Below are 22,654 nucleotides of genomic sequence, written 5' to 3'. Positions count from 1 at the left end.
AGGCCTTTCCTATTCAACCATTCTTGTTACTTGAATAATGTGAGGCAATGTTTTTAACTCTTCAATTACATCATCTTCAATATTCGTATCCATTTCAATTGCCATAAGCGCTACTTCGCCGCGCTCTTTGCGAGATACTTCCATATGTCCGATATTAATTGAATGTTTCATCAAAATATTTGTAACGGTCGCAATGGCACCAAATCGATCATTATGCACAACGAGAATAGCTGGATTCATGCCTGATAAATTTAATTCAAATCCGTTAAGCTCCGTAATTTGAATTTTTCCTCCGCCAATTGAAATTCCAACAACTTCAATTTCCTTTAATCCGTCGCTCATTTTGATGCGAGCAGTATTCGGATGATCGGTGATTGCCGCTTCCTCAACAAATGTGACGTCGATTCCTTCCTTTTTAGCCAAGTCCAAAGACTCCGGAATACGCTGATCGAATGTATCAAAATCTAAAATACCGCCAATCAACGCTACGTCTGTTCCGTGCCCTTTATACGTTTGCGCAAAAGAACCGTACAATGAAACCACAACTTTTGTGGGCTGCTTACCAAAGAGTGTTCGGGCAACGCGTCCAATACGCGCTGCACCAGCCGTATGTGAACTAGATGGTCCAATCATTACCGGACCAATAATATCAAAGACAGATTTATATTTCATAAGGATTTTCCCCCTGCTATTTAGACATTGTTATTACTTATATGTTACTTGAGCTTTTGACTTTTTGGAAGCTTTGTTTCACGCTCTTAAAAAATTTAAAAATTCTCATTTTTATTAGAGATTCACGCACAAAAAAAGCGGTGTATTTATCCATAAAAATAGGATAAGCACACCGCTTTTTTTGCTATGTTATGCAGGAAAAGATGAATTACTTACGCTGCTTCTTGCTCTGAAGCTACATCGTCTACTGTTTTAATTTTAAAGTTTTTAAAAACAACTGAACCTATAAACCCAGCTAATGCTCCCGCTAGTGCACAAAGTACTGCACAAATTGTGACCTTCATAGGGTCATTAAACCCAAACATCACTGCAAGTCCTGCGATTGGCGTTGCCGTGCCTGCAGCATCATTTACTAATCCGAACAGAGCCACAACTACACCCGCTAGTGCCCCTCCAACAAAGTTGGTAATGTAAATAGGAATTGGATTGGCTGAAATAATATTTGCTTGTGTTAAAGGTTCAACTGCAACTGAAATGGTTGTACGACGATCCCCAATTTTTAATCGATCAAACAGCACATAGTTCATGAAAGAAGAACCAAACACAGCAAGAGCTCCAATCGCCATAGGCAATCCCGTTAACCCTAGCATAGCCGTTAAAGCCATTGAGCTAAGCGGAGCCGTTGCTACTACTGTAATAACTCCCCCTAAAATAATTCCCATCAAAATAGGGCTAGCACTTGTTGTATCTTTAATAATTCCTCCAATATTTAAAAGCGTCGCATCTACAATAGGTGAGAATGCATTACCAATTAATCTTGTTAAAGGTGCTGCAATTAAGATATTGCCTAATAAATCTAGACCAGCAGGTGCCTTTTTCTCAATAAATTTCACTACAAATGCCATGAGGTATCCCGCAAAAAATCCAGGGAGCAAGCCTAGTCCTGAACACACCACGCCCATCATAAGAGCATATACAGGAGATACTCCTAACGCCAAAGCAACTAGTGCAGCTGCTGCAACTCCTCCCATTCCTCCTGCAGCCTTTCCAACTTCACCTAAGAATGAAATACCTAGTAAATCTCCTCCTACATATGACTGAAAGGCCTCTACGAGAAACGCAGCCACCGCTCCGCTTGCCAGAGCCCCCATCGCTTTCATGCCATAAGGTGCCTTGTTGCTAAACAACCAAAATAAAAATAAAACTAATAACAATAAACCTGTTCCTTTTAAAATATCCACTGTTGCCTCTCCTCTCATGCTGTTTTCTTTCACATTTGACTCAATCAGTTTTCAAAACTACCATACAAACGGGTTCTTTTCAACTAATATACCTAATATGCCGAACGATTACAACATGTAAAAATAAAATAGTTCGTATTTAACTTAAAAAACACAAAAAAGAAGCGCCCCTTGAGAGGAGTGCTTCTTTTTTTGTTATTCAATTGCAAAAATGTAAGAATATAAAGGTTGATCTCCTTTATGAAGCTCTACCTCAACTTCTTCAAACGTTTCTTCTACAAACGATGTTAGCGCTTCAGCTTCATCGTCTGAGACATCCTCTCCTTGAAGAATCGTAAGGATTTCCGCTTCGTCATCAATCATATAAGTCAATAGCTTTTTCGCTGCTTCTAATTTCTCTGAATCTTTTACGACGATTTTCTTTTCGGCAATACCCATAAAATCGCCTTTGGCTAATTCAAGACCATCAATATTTGTATCGCGAACTGCATACGTTACTTGCCCTGTTTTTACGTGCTGCAGAGCTTCTGTCATTGCTTCCTCGTTTTCTTTTAAGCTTTGCTGAGGATTAAATGATAGCAGCGCTGTCATTCCTTGAGGAACCGTTTTAGACGGGACAACCGAAACGTGACTGCCCGCAACAGCAGCCGCTTGGTTAGCAGCCATTACAATATTTCCGTTATTAGGTAAAATAAGTACCTGTTCTGCATTTGTTTCTTCAATCGCTTTGACAATATCCTCCGTACTTGGATTCATTGTTTGTCCGCCTTCAATGACAACCGTTGCCCCAAGGCTCTTGAACAATTCAGCAATTCCTTTTCCCATTGATACAGTAACAATGCCAAAGGGCTGTTTTTCAGCCTTTTTTACTGCAGGCTTTTCTTCATCTGAAACAATGCTGCTATGCTGTTCTCTCATGTTTTCAATCTTCATTTTAATTAAACTTCCATATTGCTGCCCGTAGTTTAACACTTCTCCAGGATGCTCGGCGTGAATATGAACTTTCACAATTTCATCATCAGATACTACAAGCAACGAGTCGCCCCATTTACTTAAATCTTGGCGAAACGTTTCTTCAGAAAATGTTTTAGCTGCGGGCTTATCCTCTTCCAGCCTTACCATAAATTCTGTACAATAGCCAAATTCAATATCTTCTGTATTCATATGGCTTTGCGCATGCTTATGATGCTCAGCATTTACAAGTTCATTCATCGAAGGAGCTGACATGGGTACACCCGGAAGTTTTTCACCTTTTAATTCAGCTAAAAACCCTTCATAAATTAAAACAAGCCCTTGACCTCCGCTATCCACTACGCCTACTTCTTTTAACACGGGTAAAAGATCTGGCGTGCGATTTAACGAAGCATTAGCTTCCTTAAGTACTTCTTCCATGAACAGAATCATATCAGATTGCTTTTTAGCAACAGCCGCTGCTTTTTTAGCAGTATCCTTAGCTACTGTTAAAATGGTTCCTTCGATTGGTTTCATAACAGCTTTATAAGCAGTTTCTACACCAAGCTCAAGAGCTTCAGCAAACTCAACTGTTGTAATCGCTGACTTTTGCTCAACCGATTTCGCAAAACCGCGGAATAATTGAGATAAAATAACTCCTGAATTACCGCGCGCGCCCATCAATAAGCCCTTAGACAAAGCTTGACTCACTTGACCGATGTGATCAGATAGTTTATTTTTCACTTCTTTAGCACCAGACGTAATCGATAAGTTCATATTTGTTCCAGTATCACCATCTGGTACAGGAAAAACGTTCAGCGCATCCACGTAATCTGCATTGTTAGATAGATGCTGGGCTCCTTGAAGCACCATTTCTCTAAACCGCTTTCCGTCCAACGTTGTCATTGACACGAATCTTCCTCCTTAATTAAACGTTCGTTACACGAACACCCTGCACATAAATATTTACTGAATCAACCGTTAGACCAACCGTTTGTTCCAGCGTGTATTTTACTTTTGTTTGCACATTATGAGCAATTTCAGAAATTTTTGTTCCATAGCTTACGATAATGTACATGTCGATATGTACGTCATCCTCTTCTTGTCTTACCACAATACCTCGTGTAAAGTTTTCTTTGCGAAGAATTTCTGTAAGACCATCTTTAAGCTGATTTTTTGAAGCCATTCCGACAATCCCGTAACAATCAACAGCTGCTCCTCCAGCAATTGTTGCAATTACATCTGTAGAGATATCAATTTGACCATACTTCGTTTTCATTTCGATGGACATACTCGTTCCCCTTTCTACTTTCATAGGTTATAAATATTCTACTATAATCAATCTCGTTTTAAAAGAGGCGTCCAGCTTGTCCCTTTTAAAGATGACAGTATTAGGTATCAACTTGTCTTAAAATAAGTAATAGCCCAAGTTATACCTATTTCTACTCTCTATATTATTGAACATAGATTCATTTTATATGTCAAGGAAAATTTCTTGAAAGCTTTTCTCCAGAACTATTGCATTCTCTGTAAGGCTGTGATAAATTAATATAGTATTTCTCAAAACAGAATTGAGTAGTTTTTTTGGTGTTAGGAGGGAAAATCATGGCACGCAAATGTGTAGTAACTGGTAGAAAAGCTCGTTCAGGTAACGCACGTTCTCACGCAATGAACGCTACTAAGCGTAAATGGGGTGCTAACGTTCAAAAAGTACGTATCTTAGTGAACGGTAAACCAAAACGTGTGTACGTTTCAGCTAGAGCCCTTAAGTCTGGTAAAGTTCAACGCGTTTAATCTTTATAATGAAAAAGCACCATATTTTATGGTGCTTCTTTTATTATTCCGGCGTTGTTAATCTTTTTTAAACGAATTAAGCATGACCTTTACGATCCCACCTAAAAACTTTGGAAGTTTGATTGTATAGAATTTCATACTGTCCCTCCTAACCGTCTCCACACTTTATCTCCTTTTAAAGAAAGCCCTATGTCCTGCTCTCATTTTCCATACTTCATCACAAGCAACGTTTATCATTGCTTCTTACCATCATTAATATGCCTTTTGTAAATGAAAAAGTACCTCTTTGTTGAATAAGTTCATTGCTAATACATAAAGTTGAGCCGAGTTCTACTTCATGCTTATTGAGCGGATATTTGAAACCTTCTAGCGTAAGCTCTTTTACACCGCCTGCAAAAGGAACGAATGAAATATAGTGAAACTCCTTTAAACGATCAACATGATAAGTGCCTGGTTCAAACAATTGAATGATATTTTGATTGTCAATCATTTGTACATTCGCTTTCTTTTTTAAGCCTTTGTACAGGAGCTGAATGCTTCCAAACATGTGGTCAAGTCTTCCACCTGTTGCTCCAAAGATACAAATACTGTCCGGTTTTTGCTCTATTGCCCACTCAAAAGCAAGTTCCAAATCAGTTGCATCTTTTTCCGCAGGATACAATTCAACATCTTGTAATGCTTCTCTCACTCGCTTAAGCTGCGCATTTGTAATGGAATCAAAATCTCCGAATGCTTTCACGGGCAAAATGTCTTGTTGAAGAAGCAGGAATACGCCCCGGTCTACTCCTACCCACTTTACATCATTTGATTGGTGCAGGAGTGGCATATGTTCATCCGGTCCCCCTGCTAGAATATGAATTTTCATTATGTATATGCTCCTTTTCTATTAAAAAATGAACGAAATAAATATGTTTTCTTTATCCTAAAAGAAAAAGCTGCTGTGTACAAGTTCTACCCGTTGTACACAGCAGCTTTTATTACTTACGCTTGAACAGTTGTGCGAATTTGGCTGATTGCGCCAGCTCGATCTTCTTGATTATAAATAGCTGAGCCAGCCACTAAGACATTTGCTCCTGCTTCTACACATTTTCTTGCTGTTTCTTCATTAATTCCTCCATCAACCTCTACTTCAATAGAAAGGTGACGGATTTCAATAAGCTGAGAGATTTGCTCGATTTTCGGCAGTACACTTGGAATAAAGTTTTGTCCTCCAAAGCCTGGGTTCACCGTCATTAATAAAATAAGATCGATATCTTCTAAGATATGCTTTACCACGTCAATTGGCGTTGCAGGATTTAAAGCAACGCCTGCTTTCATGCCGTGCTCTTTGATTAATTGAATGGTGCGGTGCAAATGAGTACACGCTTCAGCATGTACCGTTAAAATATCAGCACCCGCCTTTGCAAACATTGGAACGTATTGATCTGGGTTTTCAATCATTAAATGCACATCTAATGGCAGTGTTGTGACAGGGCGTACAGCCTCAACGATAAGCGGTCCAATTGTAATATTAGGAACAAAATGGCCATCCATGACGTCTATATGGATGTAGTCTGCTCCACCTGCTTCAACTTCACGAATTTCTTCAGCAAGCTTTGAAAAATTGGCAGATAAAATGGAAGGTGCGATTTTTGTCATTTTTAATACCTCGGCTTTCTTTGCTTAATTTCCTCAATAAATTGCAAGTAATGTTCGTAGCGATAACTCGGAATTTCTTTTTGTTCGTATGCTTCTTTCACCGCACATTTTGGTTCTTTCACATGCAAACAACCTCGAAATTTACACTGTTCACTCAAACGCGACATTTCAGGAAAACAATCGGTCAACTCTTCTACTTCTAACGTTAAAAATTCCAGTGAGCTAAAGCCTGGCGTATCAGCTACTAAACCTTCACCAAACGAAATCAGTTCTACATGACGTGTTGTATGCTTTCCTCTTCCAAGTGACATTGAAATATCATTTGTCTTTAACTCAAGCTCTGGTTTAAGCGTATTTAGCAGTGAAGATTTACCTACACCTGACTGTCCAGCAATAACCGTTACGCGATCTTCAAATAACGGCTGAATTTGTTCCATGCCTTTTTCTGTGACTGTCGACGTTAAAATGACCTCATATCCTATTTTACGATATTCTTCGGCATATTGCTCGATTTCTTGCTTTTGCTGCTGTGATAAAAGATCTACTTTTGAAATACAAATAATAGGTTCAATATGATTAGACTCCACTAACACTAAAAATCGGTCAAGAAGCATTGTACTAAAATCAGGTTCAATCGCTGAAAAAACAAGCAGCGCCTGATCAACATTTGAAATTGGGGGACGAACTAATTCATTTTTACGTTCTTTAATTTCAAGTATATATCCTTCAAGCTTATTTTCCGCCTGAAATACTACATTGTCACCGACTAAAGGCGTTACCTTCTTTTTACGAAAAACACCTCGTCCTCGACATTGCGTTACTTGTCCGTCATGAAGAACATAATAAAATCCGCTAAGGGATTTAATAATTCTTCCTTCTGGCATAACCTCACTCCTATCACTCTGGATATTCAACGTCTTTTTCTTCAATAACTTCCCCGTCTCGGACAATTTTATAAGACGCTTTTTCATTTTCATCAACTAAAACATCGAATGATTCTTTTGTTGTTTCAGTAATCGTTAGTTCTTTAGCAGGAACCGACATATCGTTATCTGCATCTTCGATATAAATTTGTACTTTTTGCGGCTTTGGCTTTTCCTCTTCTGTTTCAGTGGCATCGCTTGTTTCCGTTGCGTCGCCTTGTTCCGTGCTTGCTTCGGTGTCAGCCTCTTCTTTATACGGAATGGTAACATCCACTGACACCGTTTGAGGAGCTTTTGGCTCTTTGCCCATTGAGACCGTAATGGTGAGCTTATCACCTTGCTCAATACTCTGCTCCGCTGCAGGCTTTTGAGACATCACAAGACCTTTTTCAACAGTGTCGGAATACGCTGTTTTTACGTCCACTTCAATATCTTCATCTGATGCATAATCTTTTACGCTTTTTTCCGTCCAGCCCGAGAAATCCTTTAATGCAATCTTCGGCGGACCTTTACTTACCCATAGAGTAACCGTTGTATCTTCCGGCACGACTTGTTCGGTTTCTTTAGGCGTCTGATCTGTAATATTGCCTTTTGGTTCTGTGCTTTCAACTTCGATGGATTGGATATCTTTATAATTCTGCTTTTCTAACAGACTTTTTACTTCCGTAAAGCTTCTTCCAATGTACCGGTTAAATGCTTCTTTTTTCTTTCCTGTACTTCGATAAATAATGACGTTAGAGCCTTCTTTGATCACGTCTCCCGCTTCTGGCATCGTTTTAACCACGTCGCCTTCTTCCACCTCATTATCAGATATATCTTTAGGATTCTTCACTTTAAAGCCTAAAGAAACTAAATCGGTTACAGCTGATTCATAATCTTGATTATGTAAATCAGGAACCTTTACGTCTTTTGGCAGTAATAAAGCCGGAATGAATGTAACGGCGGCTACGCTAGCAGCTGCCAGCAGCAAAAAAATTAAAACAAGCGTTACAATCAGCTTGCTTTTGCTTTTTTTCTTTTTCTTCTTTTTTTTCTTCGGCTTTACTTCTTCTTCTTGTTCTTCGCGCTCTAAGTGAGGTGGTTTTCTCACAGGTACGTGCGTTTCTTCGGATTCAACAAAATCCTCCTTAATAACGGGAATGGCTTTTGTCACTTCTTCATCATCAGGCACCGTAAATCTTTGTTCATTATAACGATTTGGATGAACAGCAGACTGTAAATCCGCTTCGAGTTCTTCGACGGAACTGTATCGGTAAAATGGATCTTTAGTTGTTGCTTTTAATACAACATTCTCCACGCTTTGAGGGATAGATGGATTCCACCTTTTTGGAGAAGGTGTTTCTGTCTGTAAATGTTTTAATGCAATTGACACAGCCGATTCCCCAGAAAAAGGGACTCGACCCGTTAGCAATTCAAATAGGACGATGCCAAGCGAATAAATATCAGAACGCTTATTCGCAAGCCCTCCCCTTGCCTGTTCAGGAGATAAATAATGAACAGAGCCCAAAACAGAATTAGTATGCGTAATGGTTGTAGAACTTAGTGCTACGGCAATGCCGAAGTCAGTAACTTTAATGGTATCATCATGATCAATTAAAATATTTTGAGGCTTAATATCCCGGTGAATAATTCCGTACTGATGAGCATGGGCAATAGCTGATGTAATCTGCGTCATAATATGTATGGCTTTATCAAGAGATAATGGTGATTCTTGCAGAATGTATTGCTTTAATGTCATACCCGGTACATATTCCATGATGATATAGTAAATATCTTCTTCTTCTCCAACATCATAAATGCTGACAATATTAGGATGAGCAATACTCGTAGCAGATTGAGCTTCTCGATGGAAACGCTTTATAAACGCATCGTCACTTGCAAAGTCTAAACGAAGCACTTTAATTGCCACATCACGATCCAAAATCATGTCGCGACCTAAATAGACGTTTGCCATTCCGCCTCCACCAATTACTTGCAATACCTTATAACGGTCGTTTAGCCGTCTACCTATTAGCAACACTCTCACCCACTTTCAGATGTAAAGTCCACAATTGCAAGTGTAATATTGTCTTCTCCACCAAGCTCATTTGCTAATTGAATCAGGCTCGTACCCTTTTCGTGAAGTGATGAACTTGTTGATAACGTTTCGTTCAGCTTTTGTTCCGTTACCTTATTTGTCAGTCCATCTGAACATAATAATAATCGATCTTCTTTTTCCACTTCAATTGTTTTTACATCTAAACTAACATTTTCTTCGGTACCTAGTGCTCGCAATAAGATATTTTTTCGCGGATGATGTTCAGCATCTTCTTTTGTGATTTGACCATTTTTTACGAGTTCATTCACAAGAGAATGATCTTCTGTTACTTGTTGAAATCCATATTCATTGGAAATATAGCACCTGCTGTCTCCTATATTACCAATCGCACAAAACGTATCGGCGCATAAAGCAAGTACAACTGTCGTACCCATGCCTTTACACTCTTCATGCTCCTGAGCATACCGATAAATATCTTGATTAATTTGGGAAACATGCGTACGAATCCACTGCGTCGCCTCATCAGGAGACGTTACTTTGTTCGCTTCTTCCCACGCTATTTGCAATTTTTGAACCGCCATCTCACTGGCGATGTCGCCAGCTCGATGACCTCCCATACCATCAGCCACAATTGCAAGCAGCTGATTATGTTGGTTCAAAAATACCCCTCCGTTATCTTCATTGTGTTGTCTAACTCTCCCTCGGTCTGTCATGAAGACAGTTGCCATACAATCACCTCGTCTCTTCTTTACGCTCCTTCGCACGTAATTGGCCACAAGCTGCATCGATGTCATGACCTTGCTCACGTCGAATAGTCACGTTAACGCCACGCTTTTTAAGCGTACGTTCAAATGCAAAAATCTGTTCACGCGGTGTACGAACATAATCACGCTCAGGCACATAGTTTACCGGAATCAAGTTCACGTGACATTTAACGTCTTTAATCAAATCCGCTAATTCCTCCGCATGCTCTACTTGATCGTTTACTCCTCCGAATAGACCATACTCAAAGCTAATACGTCTTCCCGTTTTATCCGTATAATATTTAATGGCTTCCATCAAATCAGGAAGTTTATACGCGCGGTTAATCGGCATTAAGCGTGAGCGGATGTCATTGTTTGGAGCGTGAAGTGAAATCGCAAAATTGATTTGCATTTTTTCATCAGCAAACTTATAGATTTTTGGAATGATTCCACTTGTCGATACTGTGATATGACGTGCACCAATATTTAATCCATCATCACTGTTAATTGTTTTTAAGAAGCGCATCATTTCATCATAGTTATCAAATGGCTCCCCAATACCCATAATTACGACAGAGCTCACGCGTTCTCCTTGTTCATCTAGCGCTTTTTGTACTTTTACTACTTGCGCTACGATTTCTCCAGCTTCTAAGTTACGCTTTAAACCTCCAAGAGTAGACGCACAGAACGTACAGCCGATGCGACAGCCAACTTGAGTTGTTACGCAGACAGAATTTCCGTATTCATGACGCATAAGCACCGTTTCAATCGTATAACCGTCATGGAGTTCGAATAAAAACTTCATCGTGCCGTCTCCAGACGTTTGCTGAACAACTGTTTTTAATGTCGTTAATGCAAATTTGTCTTTTAATTGTTCACGTAATCCTTTAGATAAGTTTGACATATCGTCAAAGTCCGTTACGCGTTTAACATATAACCAGTCAAAAATTTGTTTAGCACGGAACTTCTTATCACCATGTTCCACTAACCAATTTTCTAGGTCGTGCATTTCTAATGAATAAATAGATGGTTTTTGCGTTTTTTCTTCTGCTTTTGCTTTTCTTTTAGCTACTTCTTCCATTTTTACACCTTCTTCTGTAAACATGCAATATAAAATCCATCGCTTTGTGCATCTGGCAGCAATTGAATTTCACCATGTTTTACGTTTTGTTTAAGTCTTTGCGGCATGCGTGCAGCAAGCGTTTCGTCTTTTTGAAAATCAGCATGATCTGCTAAAAATGCTGCTACAACATCCCCATTTTCATCCCGATCAATTGTACATGTACTATATACGAGGGTCCCACCTTTTTTTAATAAAGGCGCAACCGCATTTAAAATATCTTGTTGAATACGCGCCAGCTGCTTTACATCCTGCTCAGTTTTTGTATATTTCAAATCAGGTTTACGTCTCATCACACCAAAACCTGAGCACGGGGCATCTACTAAAATGCGGTCAAACATTTCTTTATCAAACTGTTCACCGGCTTTGCGGCTGTCTTGAACCGTTGGCTCAATATTGGTAAGATGCAGACGCTCTGCCTGCTGGGCAATCAGCTTTACTTTATGGTCATGAATGTCCAAGGAAATAACTCTACCACTGTTTTTAAGCTGCTCTGCAATATGAGTTGATTTTCCTCCCGGTGCAGCACAGCTATCTAAAATCAGCTCTTCTGCTTCTGCGCCTAGTGCATGAGCTACTAACATAGAGCTTTCATCTTGAACGGTAAACATTCCTTCACGAAATGCTTGTGTATGAGCTGCATTTCCTTTTTGAACTTCTAGCGCTTCTTCTACAAAATGGCCTGGTTCTACAACAATACCTTCTTTTTCTAGCGCTTCTTTTACTTCATTTTGCGTAAAGCGTGCACTGTTTACTCGGATTGTTTGTTTAGGGGCCATTAAATTAGCTAAACAGATTCCGCGTGTTTTGTCCAATCCATATTGTTCCACCCAGCGTTTTACAAGCCATACTGGATGACTCGTTTCAATTGCCAAGCGCTCCACAGGATTTTGTATTTCTTCTAAAGAAGGCGTGCCGCTGCGCTGAATATTTCGTAAAACGCCGTTTACCATTGAGGCAATTCCTTTGTGACCACGTTTTTTAGCAATTTCTACTGCTTCATGAAGGATTGCCCGGTCAGGTACTCGGTCTAAATACATCATCTGATAAAGAGATAAACGAAGCAGCACTCGCACCCAAGGCTGAAGTTTTTTGGGATTTTTCAAGAAAGGGGCTAACCCGTAATCTAACGTATCGCGTCTTTGAATCGTTCCATACACGATTTCCGTTAACAGCCCTGCATCTTTCCCTTGAATACCACGTTTTTGTATACTGTTATTTAACAATAGATTGCTGAATGCCTGATTTTTTTCAATAGCTAGTAAAATATCTAAAGCTATGTCTCGAACGTTGTACTTACCCATTGACATCCCCTAATACTGTTCCGACTTCAACAGATGTACCTCGTAAATACTGCGCTGCATCCATACGTTTTTTTCCAGCCGGCTGAAGTTCCGTCACTTTAATAGCTGTTTCATTTCCAGTTGCTACTACAAATCCGTCCTCTTCAAGTGATAAAACGGTACCCGGTTTGCCTGATGCAGATACTTTCTCTCCCCACCAAATTTTCATGACTTGACCGTCTGCTGTTGTATAAGCAACGGGCCAAGGATGAAGTCCGCGGATATGATTATAAATTTCTTCTCCTGTACGGGCCCAATCAATTTTCTCTTGTTCACGCTTAATATTAGAAGCAAATGTCGCTTCGCCATCGTTTTGTTTAACCGGCGTAATTTCACCTTTCACAAGAGAAGGAATGGTTTCTGAAAGCAATTTTGCACCAGCAGCGCTGAGTTTATCGTGAAGTGTGCCCACGTGATCACGTTCTTCAATCGGAACTTCTACCTGTGTTAAGATATCACCTGCATCTAATTTTTCTACCATATACATAATTGTAACACCAGTTTTTGGCTTACCTTGTAGAATTGAATAGTGAATCGGCGCGCCTCCGCGCAGTTCAGGTAACAGAGAAGCATGTACGTTAATACAGCCGTATTTAGGCGCTTCTAAAATAGGAGTTGGTAAAATTTGACCAAAAGCCGCTGTTACAATTAGGTCAGGCTCATACGCTAACACTTGCTGATATTCTTCTTCTAAACGAATCTTTTCTGGCTGCAGTACAGGTATTTCATGTTTTAACGCCTCAACTTTTACAGGAGGAGGTGTTAATACGCGCTTGCGTCCTTTTGGTCGGTCCGGCTGTGTAACCACTGCGACCACTTCATATCCATCTTTAAGTAATGTTTGTAAAACCGGCACTGAAAAATCCGGCGTTCCCATAAATACGACTTTCATCGTGTAAAACCTACCCTTCTAGTTCATCCTCTTCGTAATACTTTGTTACTTTTTCCGTGAACAATACACCGTGTAAGTGATCAATTTCATGTTGAATGGCTCGTGCTAAAAAACCTTTTGCTTCTATAAAATAAGGTTTTCCTTTACGATTTTGCGCACGTACTTTCACATAATCAGCTCGAGCCACGTCACCAAAAAGGCCCGGAAAACTTAGGCAGCCTTCTGGACCGATTTGTTCGCCTCGTTGCTCAATAATTACCGGATTAATTAACTCAATTTTACCGTGTCGATCGTCCACGTCTACCACTGCCACTTGCTGCAGAACTCCTACTTGAGGAGCAGCTAGACCCACACCGTCTGCTTCAAGCATTAAATCATACATGCCGTTTAGTAATTTCGCTAATTTATTATCAAAGTTTTTAACGACTTCACACTCTTGTTCAAGTACTTCATTAGGATGGTAAACAAGCTTAAGCTTAGCCAAATAGGCACCTCCTTTATTCTTTCTATTTATATCCAAAAAGCTTCTTCTTTAACGCCATCAAGACGACTAGTTACATCATCGAGTATGGATTCAAATCAATTGTAATCGTTAAATTTTCCTTCTGCATTTCCGCTTGATAACGTTCTAATATATATTTCAACAGCGGAATCAGGCTTGGTTCCAGCTTGTATTTTAACATGCATTGATAGCGATATCTATCTTTTATCTTAGCAATGGGAGATGCGACTGGCCCTAAGATTGTTGTTTGCGGCGAAAGTTTCTGACCAAGATACTGCGAAATTTTGTCTGTAACAGACACCACTTTTGCAATATTTTCATGAGATACCGTTACAAGCCCCAAGTAAAAGAAAGGCGGATATTTATGCATTTTACGAATTTCCATCTCCTGCTTATAAAACGCATCGTAATCATGCTGACTCGCAAGTTGAATGCTGTAGTGCTCAGGCGTGTACGTTTGAATCACTACTTCTCCTGGAAGCTTGTGGCGTCCTGCTCTTCCGCTTACTTGTGTTAAAAGCTGAAACGTTTTTTCAGATGCACGAAAGTCAGGTAAATTCAGCATCGTATCTGCTGTTAAAACGCCTACAAGCGTGACGTTTGGAAAGTCTAGCCCTTTGGCAATCATCTGCGTCCCTAGTAAAATTTGCGCTTCTCCACTTGCAAACTTGTTCAGGAGCTTTTCATGCGCGCCTTTTCGGCTTGTTGTATCAACATCCATTCGCACGACTCTAGCCTCAGGCAGCACTTTTGTTAATTCTTCTTCCACTTTTTGTGTACCAGATCCAAAAAAGCGGATATGTTCGCTGTGGCATTCCGGGCACTCAGTGTGCACATGTTCTTCGTGTCCGCAGTAATGGCATTTTAATTTATTTTGATAGCGGTGATACGTTAGTGAAATTTCACAGTGCTCACATGTCGGAACGTAACCGCAGTCCCTGCACATAACAAAAGAAGAATGGCCTCTTTTATTTAAAAATAAAACGATTTGCTCTCCTTTTTCCAAACGGTTTTTCATCTTTTCAAACAGCATAGTTGAAAACATAGAGCGATTGCCGCTGCGAAGTTCCTCTCTCATATCAACAATATCCACCGACGGCATCGATGACTTATTCATTCTTTGCTTTAACGTCAGTAGCTTATATACACCTTTTTGCGCTCTTGCAAAGGACTCAAGCGTTGGTGTTGCACTTCCTAAAATGACTGGACACTGATGATGCTGCCCTCGGTAAATGGCTACATCTTTTGCATGATAACGGGGGTTTTCTTCTTGTTTATAACTCGTCTCATGTTCTTCATCGATAATAAGAAGGCCTAAATTTTCAAATGGAGCAAATACAGCAGAGCGGGCCCCTACCACAACGGATACTTCTTTTCGCTGAATTTTTCGCCATTCATCGTATTTTTCTCCAGTAGACAAGCCGCTATGAAGCACAGCAACTTTTGAGCCGAACCGCTCTTTAAACCGCTTGACCATCTGAGGGGTAAGTGAAATCTCCGGAACAAGCATAATCGCTTCTTTTCCTTTTTTTAATACTTGATCAATCGATTGGAGATACACTTCTGTTTTTCCGCTTCCCGTTACTCCATACATTAAAAACACATCGTGAAGATTTTCTTCGATGTCCTGCAGAATCGGTGCGATTGCCTCAGCTTGTTCATCGGTCAATTGAAATGGCTTTGACGGTGTAAAGTATCGATCTTGATAAGGATCACGGTATATTTCAATTTCCGTTTCCTCTAAGAGTCCTTTGTTAATCAGCGCTTTTATAGGAGCGGAGGTAATCTGCAAATCTTCCGCTATTTCTTTTATGGCTACTTCTTCATTTCGCTCGAGCATAAAAGACAGCACTTGCTTTTGCTTTTCTGCCTGCTTATTTAACTCGTTCATAAACTGTTGAATGTCTTCAAGGCTTTGATTCAGTTTTACGCCTTTTGCCGTTTTTTTGTTTCCTTTGTTTTTCACCACGTAGACGACTTCAATTAGACCTTTTTGAATATCACGGTGAAAAGCAGGAGCAGCGGCTGTTTTTTCCACTTCACTCCACTTCAGCGAGGATCTTGACTGAAAAAACGGCTTGACTTGCTCATGAAGCTGTTCGTATGCCTCTTTTGAAAGGAGTGACAGTTCTTTATCATATTTTGCTTTCATCGCCGCAGGCAGCATGACTTGAAAAGCCGATATCATAAAACAAAGCGTTTTTTCTGTTAGCCAGTGCCCAATCTCTAACAGTTCAGGAGTCAGAACCGGCGTTAAATCAAGCAAGTCAGCGATTGGTTTAACACGCTTAACTTCAGCCTCTTCTTTAAGAGCCACCACAAACCCTTGAACTTTTCTTGGACCAAACGGAACGACAACTCGCATACCCGGAACAATAATTCCTTTCCAATTGTCAGGAATGGCGTAGTCAAAAGCTCGATCTGTTTGTTTAGCAGCCACGTCCACAATTACACTAGCTACACTCATTTTCTCAGCCCTTCTAACATTTCCTTCACTTCTTTTAACACCTCGGTAGCTACATCGTGTTTTGAAAGAATGGGAAGTTCTTTAGACTCTCCGCTTCGCTTATAGAGCGTCACAATATTTGTGTCCGTCCCAAAACCTGCTCCTTCTGTCGTCACGTTATTGGCTACAATCATATCCAAGTTTTTAGATGCAAGTTTCTTTTGTGCATATTCATCCACTTGTTCTGTTTCTGCTGCAAAGCCGACTAAAAGCTGGTGTTCTTTTCGCTCTCCAAGCGTGCGTAAAATATCTGTTGTTCTCTCTAGCTCTAATACTGCTTCACCAGGCTGCTTTTTCATCTTTTGATCAAACACATACTTTGGTCGGTAATCTGCCACTGCGGCTGATTTAATGACAACATCTGCTTCATGATAGCGCTGCATAACAGCTTCAAGCATCTGCTGCGCACTTTCAATTTGAACAACCTGCACCCCTTTTGGATACTCTAAATTCGTCGGTCCCGTTACAAGTGTTACCGATGCACCTAACTTAGCAGCTTGTTCTGCAAGAGCATAGCCCATTTTCCCAGTAGAGCGATTGGTGAAAAATCGGACGGGATCAACGCGTTCTACCGTAGGTCCTGCTGTAACCAATACATTGATACCGTCAAAGATTTTTTGTGTATCTGATACTTTGGAAAAATAAGAGCCGATTAGTGAAACAATTGTTTCTGGCTCTTCAAGACGACCTTTTCCTACATAACCACATGCCAAATACCCTTCTCCTGGTTCTACAAAAGAGTAACCAAATGATGAAAGAGTGCTCATATTTTTTTTAACAGCGGGATGATCGTACATATGAACATTCATTGCAGGCGCAATCCACACAGGTGCAGTAGCAGCAAGCAGCGTTGTGGAAATCATATCATCTGCAAGACCATTTGCTATTTTCCCTATCATATTAGCCGTAGCAGGAGCCACTAAAATTAAATCGGGCCAATCGGCTAAATCAATATGTGCAATCACAGATGGATCTTTTTCATCAAACGTATCTGTATAAACTGGGTTTCGAGACAGAGCTTGAAACGTAAGCGGCGTTACGAACTCGCGTGCTGAAGCAGTCATCATTACTTTAACTTCCGCTCCTGCTTGTACTAATTTACTTGTTAAAGCTACGGCTTTATATACGGCGATTCCGCCGCTAACACATAATAAAATTCGTTTTCCCTTCATCATTATGCCCCCATCTATTTATCCCGCTCAACCAGCATCCGCTTGTTTACTCGGGTAACTATCTAAAGCTTTTCAATTCAATTATTATACCATTTTTGTAGTGAGACATTCACTATCCTGCTTGAATACAAACAAAAGCATCAAAAAAATAACAACCTATAAAGTAGGTTGTTATTTTTTCACTTACTGATGTTTAGAATCTTCTTCTGCTACACCTTGCTTATAGCTTAATTGTTCAGCATTAATTTCTTCTAAAGCACAGCCTACAAACTTATAAGAAACCGGCTTTTCAATCGGCGTATCATTGTGAAGCTGTAATTGACGAGCGCGTTTTGCAGCTACTGTCACAAGCGTGTACTTAGAATCTAATTTTTCCATTAGGGAATCAATTGATGGATAAAGCATGTTTATTCTACCTCCAGCATTCTTTTATAGCGCGCAGAAATACGATCACGACGGCAGTGTTCAGCCGTTACGATAGCACGGATGCGAGCACAAGCATTTTCTACTTTGTCATTTTCTACAACATAATCGTAGGCGTCCATAAGTTCAATTTCTTCTTTTGCCACGCGCATACGGTTATTGATTAAGTCTTCTGTTTCAGTACCGCGGTTTACGATACGACTTTTAAGCTCTGATAAACTCGGCGGTGCCAAGAAGATGAACAAACCTTCTGGAAATGCTTCTTTCACTTGAAGAGCACCTTGCACTTCAATTTCTAGAAATACGTCTTTTCCTTCAGATAACGTTTGTTCTACATAATCAACCGGGGTACCGTAGTAGTTGCCTACGTATTCAGCCCACTCTAATAATTTCTTGTTTTCAATCATGCGCTCAAACTCTTCGCGTGGTTTGAAGAAATAGTCAACGCCGTCTACTTCACCTTCGCGGGGCTTTCTTGTTGTTGCAGAGATAGAATACTGCAATTTAATGTCTTCTTGCTCAAACAATGCTTTTCGTACCGTTCCTTTTCCAACACCTGATGGTCCGGAAAGAACAATTAATAAACCTCTTTCAATCATCGGTTCAAGTGACCTACCCTTCTAATAATTCTTCTTTGTTTATAAGTCGCTGCGACACAGTTTCTGGCTGTACAGGAGCTAAAATAACATGATCGCTATCCATAACAATAACAGATCGTGTTTTACGTCCTTGCGTTGCATCTATTAAAGAGCCTCGATCTTTTGCATCTTGAATAATGCGTTTGATTGGAGCTGATTCAGGATGAACGACAGAGATTATACGATTAGAAGAAATAAAATTTCCAAATCCAACGTTCACTAATTTACCGCTCATAAGAAGCCTCCTGCTATACCAATATAATCTTTATCTTACACGAAGGCTATTCAATATTTTGAACCTGCTCTTTTATGCGTTCTAATTGTGCTTTCATACTAATAACATACTGAGCAATAGTACCATTATTTGCCTTCGCACCGATTGTATTCATTTCACGATTCAGCTCTTGAACAAGAAAATCCAGCTTGCGTCCCACTGAATCAGGTGTATTTAATGCTTGAATAAATTGTGAAACATGACTTTGAATTCGCGTAAGTTCTTCGCTAATATCTGCTTTTTCAGCAAAAATAGCTACTTCAGTCAGCACTCGCTGCTCATCGAAAGTACCTTCTAAATAGTCGCTCAGCTTTCTTTTAATACGCTCGCGATATTGTTCAGCAACTTCAGGAGCAAGCTGTGTAATTTTTTCGCGAATGTCTTGAATGTCCTGTAAGTATCCCATTAAATCGTGATACAGCTCTGATCCCTCTCGTTTCCGCATATCCACTAACTGATGAACAGCAGCTTCAACGGCTTCAAAGATTGCACCATGAATACTCGTCTGATCAGCTTCTTCTTCATAAGTTGTCATCACTTCAGGCATGTGTAAAATGTCTTGAATTTGAACAGATTGTGACAGCCCGTGCTTTTCTTTTACTTGCTGCAACGCATTCATGTATTCGTCAAGCAGCTGCCAATCCGTCTGCAGTTTCTTTTTTGCCATTTCTTCACCTGAAATAGTAACAAATACTTCTACTCTACCACGTTTTATGTATGTTTGAACGATTTTTTTTATTTTATCTTCAATTTCAATTAATTGTCTTGGCATACGGATAACAATTTCACAAAAACGATGATTAACAGACTTCATTTCCACTGTTACTGATCGATTTTCCACTTCCGCTTTTCCGCGGCCAAAACCAGTCATACTTTTTATCATTATCATCACATCCACTATGTACATCTTACATAAAAAGTATCGTAAAAGAAAGTGTTAGCAAAAAAAAGAAATCTCTCTTCTTTATTCAACCTGTAAAGGCTGCCTTCATGAGTTTTCTCATTTGGGACAGCCTGTATTAAAGTATAGCACAATTTATGAAGGTTTTCTTGTTAAAAGTGAACCAGCAAGTAAAAAAGTTGGAAGGCTTGCAAGTCCTAAAATAACGAGCCATTCCCGCGGTGCAATGGCCATTGTATGGAAAATAGGCTGCAGCGGCGGATAGTAGATGGCCACCAGCATAAGGATAATAGATGAAATAACAGCCCCTACAAGATATAAGTTCTGAAATGGATTCCGATCAAAAATTGATTTTTCACTTCGGCAGTCAAATACGTGAATAAGCTGTGCCATGACAAGCGTGGCAAATGCAATTGTCTGAGCATACTGCAACCGATCTGGGTCATTGTCGTAAACAATCATAAACGCAGCAAGTGTAGCAGCTCCAATTAAAAATCCACGGCTGACTACTTTCCATCCTAATCCTCTTGCAAAAATACCTTCGCGCGGATGCCTTGGATGGCGCTTCATCACGTTGTCCTCTGGCTGGTCTAAGCCAAGAGCCATCGCAGGCAAACCGTCTGTTACTAAGTTTACCCATAGTATCTGAATGGGCACTAGCGGAAGCGGAAGTGCTAAAATCATCGCAAAGAGCATAACTAAAATTTCTCCTACATTTGATGCAAGCAAGTAACGGATAAACTTCCGAATATTTTCATAGATATTTCGCCCTTCTTTGATCGCTGATTTAATAGTGGCAAAATTATCATCAAGCAAAACGAGTGAAGACGCTTCTTTTGCTACGTCTGTCCCGGTGATGCCCATCGCAATTCCTATGTCTGCTGCTTTAATAGCCGGTGCGTCATTTACGCCGTCGCCCGTCATCGCTACAATGTGATCTTTTGCTTGAAGAGCTTTAACAATTTTAAGCTTATGCTCAGGTGATACCCTTGCATATACATAAACATCATCTACTACTTCTTCTAGCTCTTCCTGCGTCATTTTGGATAAATCCGTTCCTTCCAAGACTTGACCGTTTTTCGGTAAAATTCCGAGCTGTTTTGCAATCGCCTGTGCTGTAATAACGTGGTCACCTGTAATCATAACGGTTTTGATGCCTGCGTCTCGGCATTCTTTGACCGCTTGCTTGACCTCTGGTCTTGGCGGATCAATCATTCCTTGAAGCCCGAGGAAAGTCAGGTCTTTTTCTGCTTCCTTCTCTGTATGAACGCTCTCATGTTCTCCTAACGGTCGATATGCAATAGCAATGGTTCGAAGCGCTTGGCTAGCTAACTGATCAATCGCTCCTTTTACTTCATTATGAACTGTTACCGACAGCGTTTGTTGTCTGCTTTCCCACAAAATATTTTTGCTGTTTATAAGCAGCACATCCGGAGCACCTTTTGTTATCACATAGCGTTTATGAGATGCGTCTTCAATGACTACACTCATCATTTTACGCGTTGAATCAAATGGAAACTCTTCAATAATCGTAAACTGCTTTTGAATATTTTCTTTTGTCAGCCCCGCTTTCATCGCGGCAACAAGCAAAGCCGCTTCAGTAGGATCCCCGTCGATAACATATTCTTTATCTTTTCTCGAGATCGACGTTTGATTGCAAAGCAGACCAAACACCAAAAGCTGCTGAAGCGGTTTTTCACTCCGTGTATCAACTTCTCTTTCCTCTCGTGAAAATACGCCCGTAGGTTCATACCCTGTCCCTGATACTCTCCACGTCATTCCTCCGGACCAGAGGTGGGTAACCGTCATTTTATTTTGCGTTAATGTGCCCGTTTTGTCTGAGCAAATGACTGACGCGCATCCTAGTGTCTCAACAGCAGGAAGTTTGCGAACAATGGATCTTTGCTTAATCATGCGCTGTACACCAAGAGATAGCGCCACGGTTACGATGGCAGGAAGACCTTCGGGTATGGCAGCAACAGCTAAGGAAACTCCCGCTAAGAACATACTGTATAAATCATGCCCTTGCAGCACACCAATCCCAACAACTAATACAGTAAGTGCAAGAGCTACAACAATTAAAATTTTGCCCAATTGCTCTAACTTCCGTTGAAGAGGAGTAATCATGGCTTCAGCATTTTGAAGTAAATCAGCAATTTGGCCCATTGCTGTTTTCATTCCAATCCCTACAACGATACCTGTTCCGCTTCCTCTGGTTACAAGGGTACCCATAAACGCCATATTGTCCTGATCTCCAAGCGGCACTTCATCTCCTGACAATGCTTTTATTTGCTTACCAACAGGCAAAGACTCTCCCGTAAGCGCTGATTCTTCAATTTCTAGACTTTTGGCTTCCATAATCCGAAGGTCAGCTCCAATACGGTCTCCGCTCGAAAACTTTACAACGTCTCCTACCACCAGCTCTTTAGATGGTAACTTAACCCATTTCCCTTCACGCATGGCTGCTACTTGAGGAGCAGAAAGCTCTTTTAATGCATGAAGAGATTTCTCTGCTTTTCTTTCTTGGAAGAACCCGAGAAATCCATTAATTACCACAATAGCAATGATAGCAATTGCATCGATGTATTCTCCTAAAAGCCCTGAAATAAGCGTGGCAGCTAGTAAAACCAGTACCATAAAATCTTTAAACTGCTCTAGAAACACAAGAATGGCTGGTTTTTTCTCTCCTTCAGTCAATTCATTAAACCCTTGTTGCTGCTGACGTGCTTTTACTTCTTTGTGTGTAAGACCATGCTGCCTGTCTGTTTTTGTTACTTCTACTATTGCTTTTTCACCTAATTCATACCATTTCATTGCATCTTTTCACACCCTTTTATTTGTAAATGCACCTATTAGATTGTTACAATCTTATATCGTATGCTT

22 protein-coding genes are annotated in these 22,654 nt (G+C 40.2%); 1 reads left to right on the top strand and 21 read right to left on the bottom strand.

What is annotated here, in order from left to right:
- Positions 1-9 precede the first annotated feature (9 nt).
- The 4 genes from sdaAB to ACRPLQ_RS01445 form a co-directional block, all read right to left on the bottom strand.
- Positions 10-672 carry an L-serine ammonia-lyase, iron-sulfur-dependent subunit beta gene (gene sdaAB / locus ACRPLQ_RS01460; protein ID WP_028411448.1) on the bottom strand — a complete coding sequence of 221 codons (663 nt, stop codon included), beginning with the start codon at positions 670-672 and terminating at the stop codon, positions 10-12.
- A 212-nt stretch (positions 673-884) separates the two neighbouring features.
- A complete protein-coding gene (locus ACRPLQ_RS01455; RefSeq protein ID WP_016765419.1) occupies positions 885-1,913 on the bottom strand; it encodes a PTS sugar transporter subunit IIC in 1,029 nt (342 codons plus the stop codon).
- A 195-nt stretch (positions 1,914-2,108) separates the two neighbouring features.
- Positions 2,109-3,776: a DAK2 domain-containing protein gene (locus ACRPLQ_RS01450; protein WP_028411449.1), complete on the bottom strand. Its 1,668-nt coding sequence runs from the start codon at positions 3,774-3,776 to the stop codon at positions 2,109-2,111.
- 16 nt (positions 3,777-3,792) lie between these two features.
- Positions 3,793-4,155, bottom strand: a complete 363-nt coding sequence (locus ACRPLQ_RS01445) for an Asp23/Gls24 family envelope stress response protein (protein WP_013058913.1) — start codon at positions 4,153-4,155, stop codon at positions 3,793-3,795.
- A 314-nt stretch (positions 4,156-4,469) separates the two neighbouring features.
- Between ACRPLQ_RS01445 and rpmB the strand changes: the two genes are divergently transcribed.
- Positions 4,470-4,658, top strand: coding sequence for a 50S ribosomal protein L28 (gene rpmB / locus ACRPLQ_RS01440; protein WP_013058914.1), 189 nt, complete (start codon positions 4,470-4,472; stop codon positions 4,656-4,658).
- Between the two features lie 57 nt (positions 4,659-4,715).
- Here the strand turns inward: rpmB and spoVM are convergent, their stop codons facing one another.
- From spoVM to ACRPLQ_RS01355, 17 genes are all read right to left on the bottom strand, one after another.
- The gene (gene spoVM / locus ACRPLQ_RS01435; protein WP_016765421.1) at positions 4,716-4,796 is read right to left on the bottom strand and encodes a stage V sporulation protein SpoVM; all 81 of its coding nucleotides are present in this window, start codon (positions 4,794-4,796) and stop codon (positions 4,716-4,718) included.
- 79 nt (positions 4,797-4,875) lie between these two features.
- Entirely contained in the window at positions 4,876-5,523 is a 648-nt protein-coding gene (locus ACRPLQ_RS01430; protein WP_028411450.1) for a thiamine diphosphokinase, read from the bottom strand.
- A 116-nt stretch (positions 5,524-5,639) separates the two neighbouring features.
- Entirely contained in the window at positions 5,640-6,296 is a 657-nt protein-coding gene (gene rpe, locus ACRPLQ_RS01425; protein WP_013058916.1) for a ribulose-phosphate 3-epimerase, read from the bottom strand.
- A gap of 2 nt (positions 6,297-6,298) precedes the next feature.
- Complete coding sequence (gene rsgA, locus ACRPLQ_RS01420) at positions 6,299-7,180, bottom strand: ribosome small subunit-dependent GTPase A (RefSeq protein ID WP_013058917.1); 882 nt, start codon at positions 7,178-7,180, stop codon at positions 6,299-6,301.
- 13 nt (positions 7,181-7,193) lie between these two features.
- Entirely contained in the window at positions 7,194-9,236 is a 2,043-nt protein-coding gene (pknB, locus tag ACRPLQ_RS01415; RefSeq protein ID WP_432235840.1) for a Stk1 family PASTA domain-containing Ser/Thr kinase, read from the bottom strand.
- A gap of 5 nt (positions 9,237-9,241) precedes the next feature.
- On the bottom strand, positions 9,242-9,985 hold the full coding sequence (locus tag ACRPLQ_RS01410; protein ID WP_028411452.1) for a Stp1/IreP family PP2C-type Ser/Thr phosphatase: 744 nt from the start codon (positions 9,983-9,985) through the stop codon (positions 9,242-9,244).
- 4 nt (positions 9,986-9,989) lie between these two features.
- Positions 9,990-11,081 carry a 23S rRNA (adenine(2503)-C(2))-methyltransferase RlmN gene (rlmN, locus tag ACRPLQ_RS01405; RefSeq protein WP_028411453.1) on the bottom strand — a complete coding sequence of 364 codons (1,092 nt, stop codon included), beginning with the start codon at positions 11,079-11,081 and terminating at the stop codon, positions 9,990-9,992.
- Between the two features lie 2 nt (positions 11,082-11,083).
- Positions 11,084-12,424, bottom strand: a complete 1,341-nt coding sequence (rsmB, locus tag ACRPLQ_RS01400) for a 16S rRNA (cytosine(967)-C(5))-methyltransferase RsmB (RefSeq protein ID WP_165635180.1) — start codon at positions 12,422-12,424, stop codon at positions 11,084-11,086.
- Complete coding sequence (fmt, locus tag ACRPLQ_RS01395; protein WP_165635179.1) at positions 12,417-13,355, bottom strand: methionyl-tRNA formyltransferase; 939 nt, start codon at positions 13,353-13,355, stop codon at positions 12,417-12,419. Before fmt ends, rsmB begins: the two co-directional genes overlap by 8 nt.
- A 10-nt stretch (positions 13,356-13,365) precedes the next feature.
- Entirely contained in the window at positions 13,366-13,839 is a 474-nt protein-coding gene (gene def, locus ACRPLQ_RS01390; protein WP_013084828.1) for a peptide deformylase, read from the bottom strand.
- A gap of 70 nt (positions 13,840-13,909) precedes the next feature.
- Positions 13,910-16,324, bottom strand: coding sequence for a primosomal protein N' (gene priA / locus ACRPLQ_RS01385; protein WP_432235636.1), 2,415 nt, complete (start codon positions 16,322-16,324; stop codon positions 13,910-13,912).
- Entirely contained in the window at positions 16,321-17,538 is a 1,218-nt protein-coding gene (gene coaBC / locus ACRPLQ_RS01380) for a bifunctional phosphopantothenoylcysteine decarboxylase/phosphopantothenate--cysteine ligase CoaBC (protein ID WP_047749894.1), read from the bottom strand. Before coaBC ends, priA begins: the two co-directional genes overlap by 4 nt.
- A 180-nt stretch (positions 17,539-17,718) precedes the next feature.
- Positions 17,719-17,940: a DNA-directed RNA polymerase subunit omega gene (rpoZ, locus tag ACRPLQ_RS01375; RefSeq protein WP_013058926.1), complete on the bottom strand. Its 222-nt coding sequence runs from the start codon at positions 17,938-17,940 to the stop codon at positions 17,719-17,721.
- Positions 17,941-17,942: 2 nt separating this feature from the next.
- Positions 17,943-18,557: a guanylate kinase gene (gmk, locus tag ACRPLQ_RS01370; RefSeq protein WP_013058927.1), complete on the bottom strand. Its 615-nt coding sequence runs from the start codon at positions 18,555-18,557 to the stop codon at positions 17,943-17,945.
- A gap of 13 nt (positions 18,558-18,570) precedes the next feature.
- On the bottom strand, positions 18,571-18,831 hold the full coding sequence (locus ACRPLQ_RS01365; RefSeq protein ID WP_013084831.1) for a DUF370 domain-containing protein: 261 nt from the start codon (positions 18,829-18,831) through the stop codon (positions 18,571-18,573).
- Positions 18,832-18,877: 46 nt separating this feature from the next.
- Positions 18,878-19,753, bottom strand: coding sequence for a YicC/YloC family endoribonuclease (locus ACRPLQ_RS01360; protein WP_028411458.1), 876 nt, complete (start codon positions 19,751-19,753; stop codon positions 18,878-18,880).
- 153 nt (positions 19,754-19,906) lie between these two features.
- Positions 19,907-22,585 (bottom strand): cation-translocating P-type ATPase, encoded by a 2,679-nt coding sequence (locus ACRPLQ_RS01355; RefSeq protein WP_028411459.1) that lies wholly within the window; start codon positions 22,583-22,585, stop codon positions 19,907-19,909.
- Between the last annotated feature and the right edge of the window lie 69 nt (positions 22,586-22,654).

Origin of the sequence: Priestia sp. TRN 1309, from assembly GCF_050846875.1 — a bacterium.
Lineage (GTDB): Bacteria > Bacillota > Bacilli > Bacillales > Bacillaceae_H > Priestia > Priestia zanthoxyli.
This window is presented reverse-complemented; position numbering and strand designations above follow the sequence as displayed.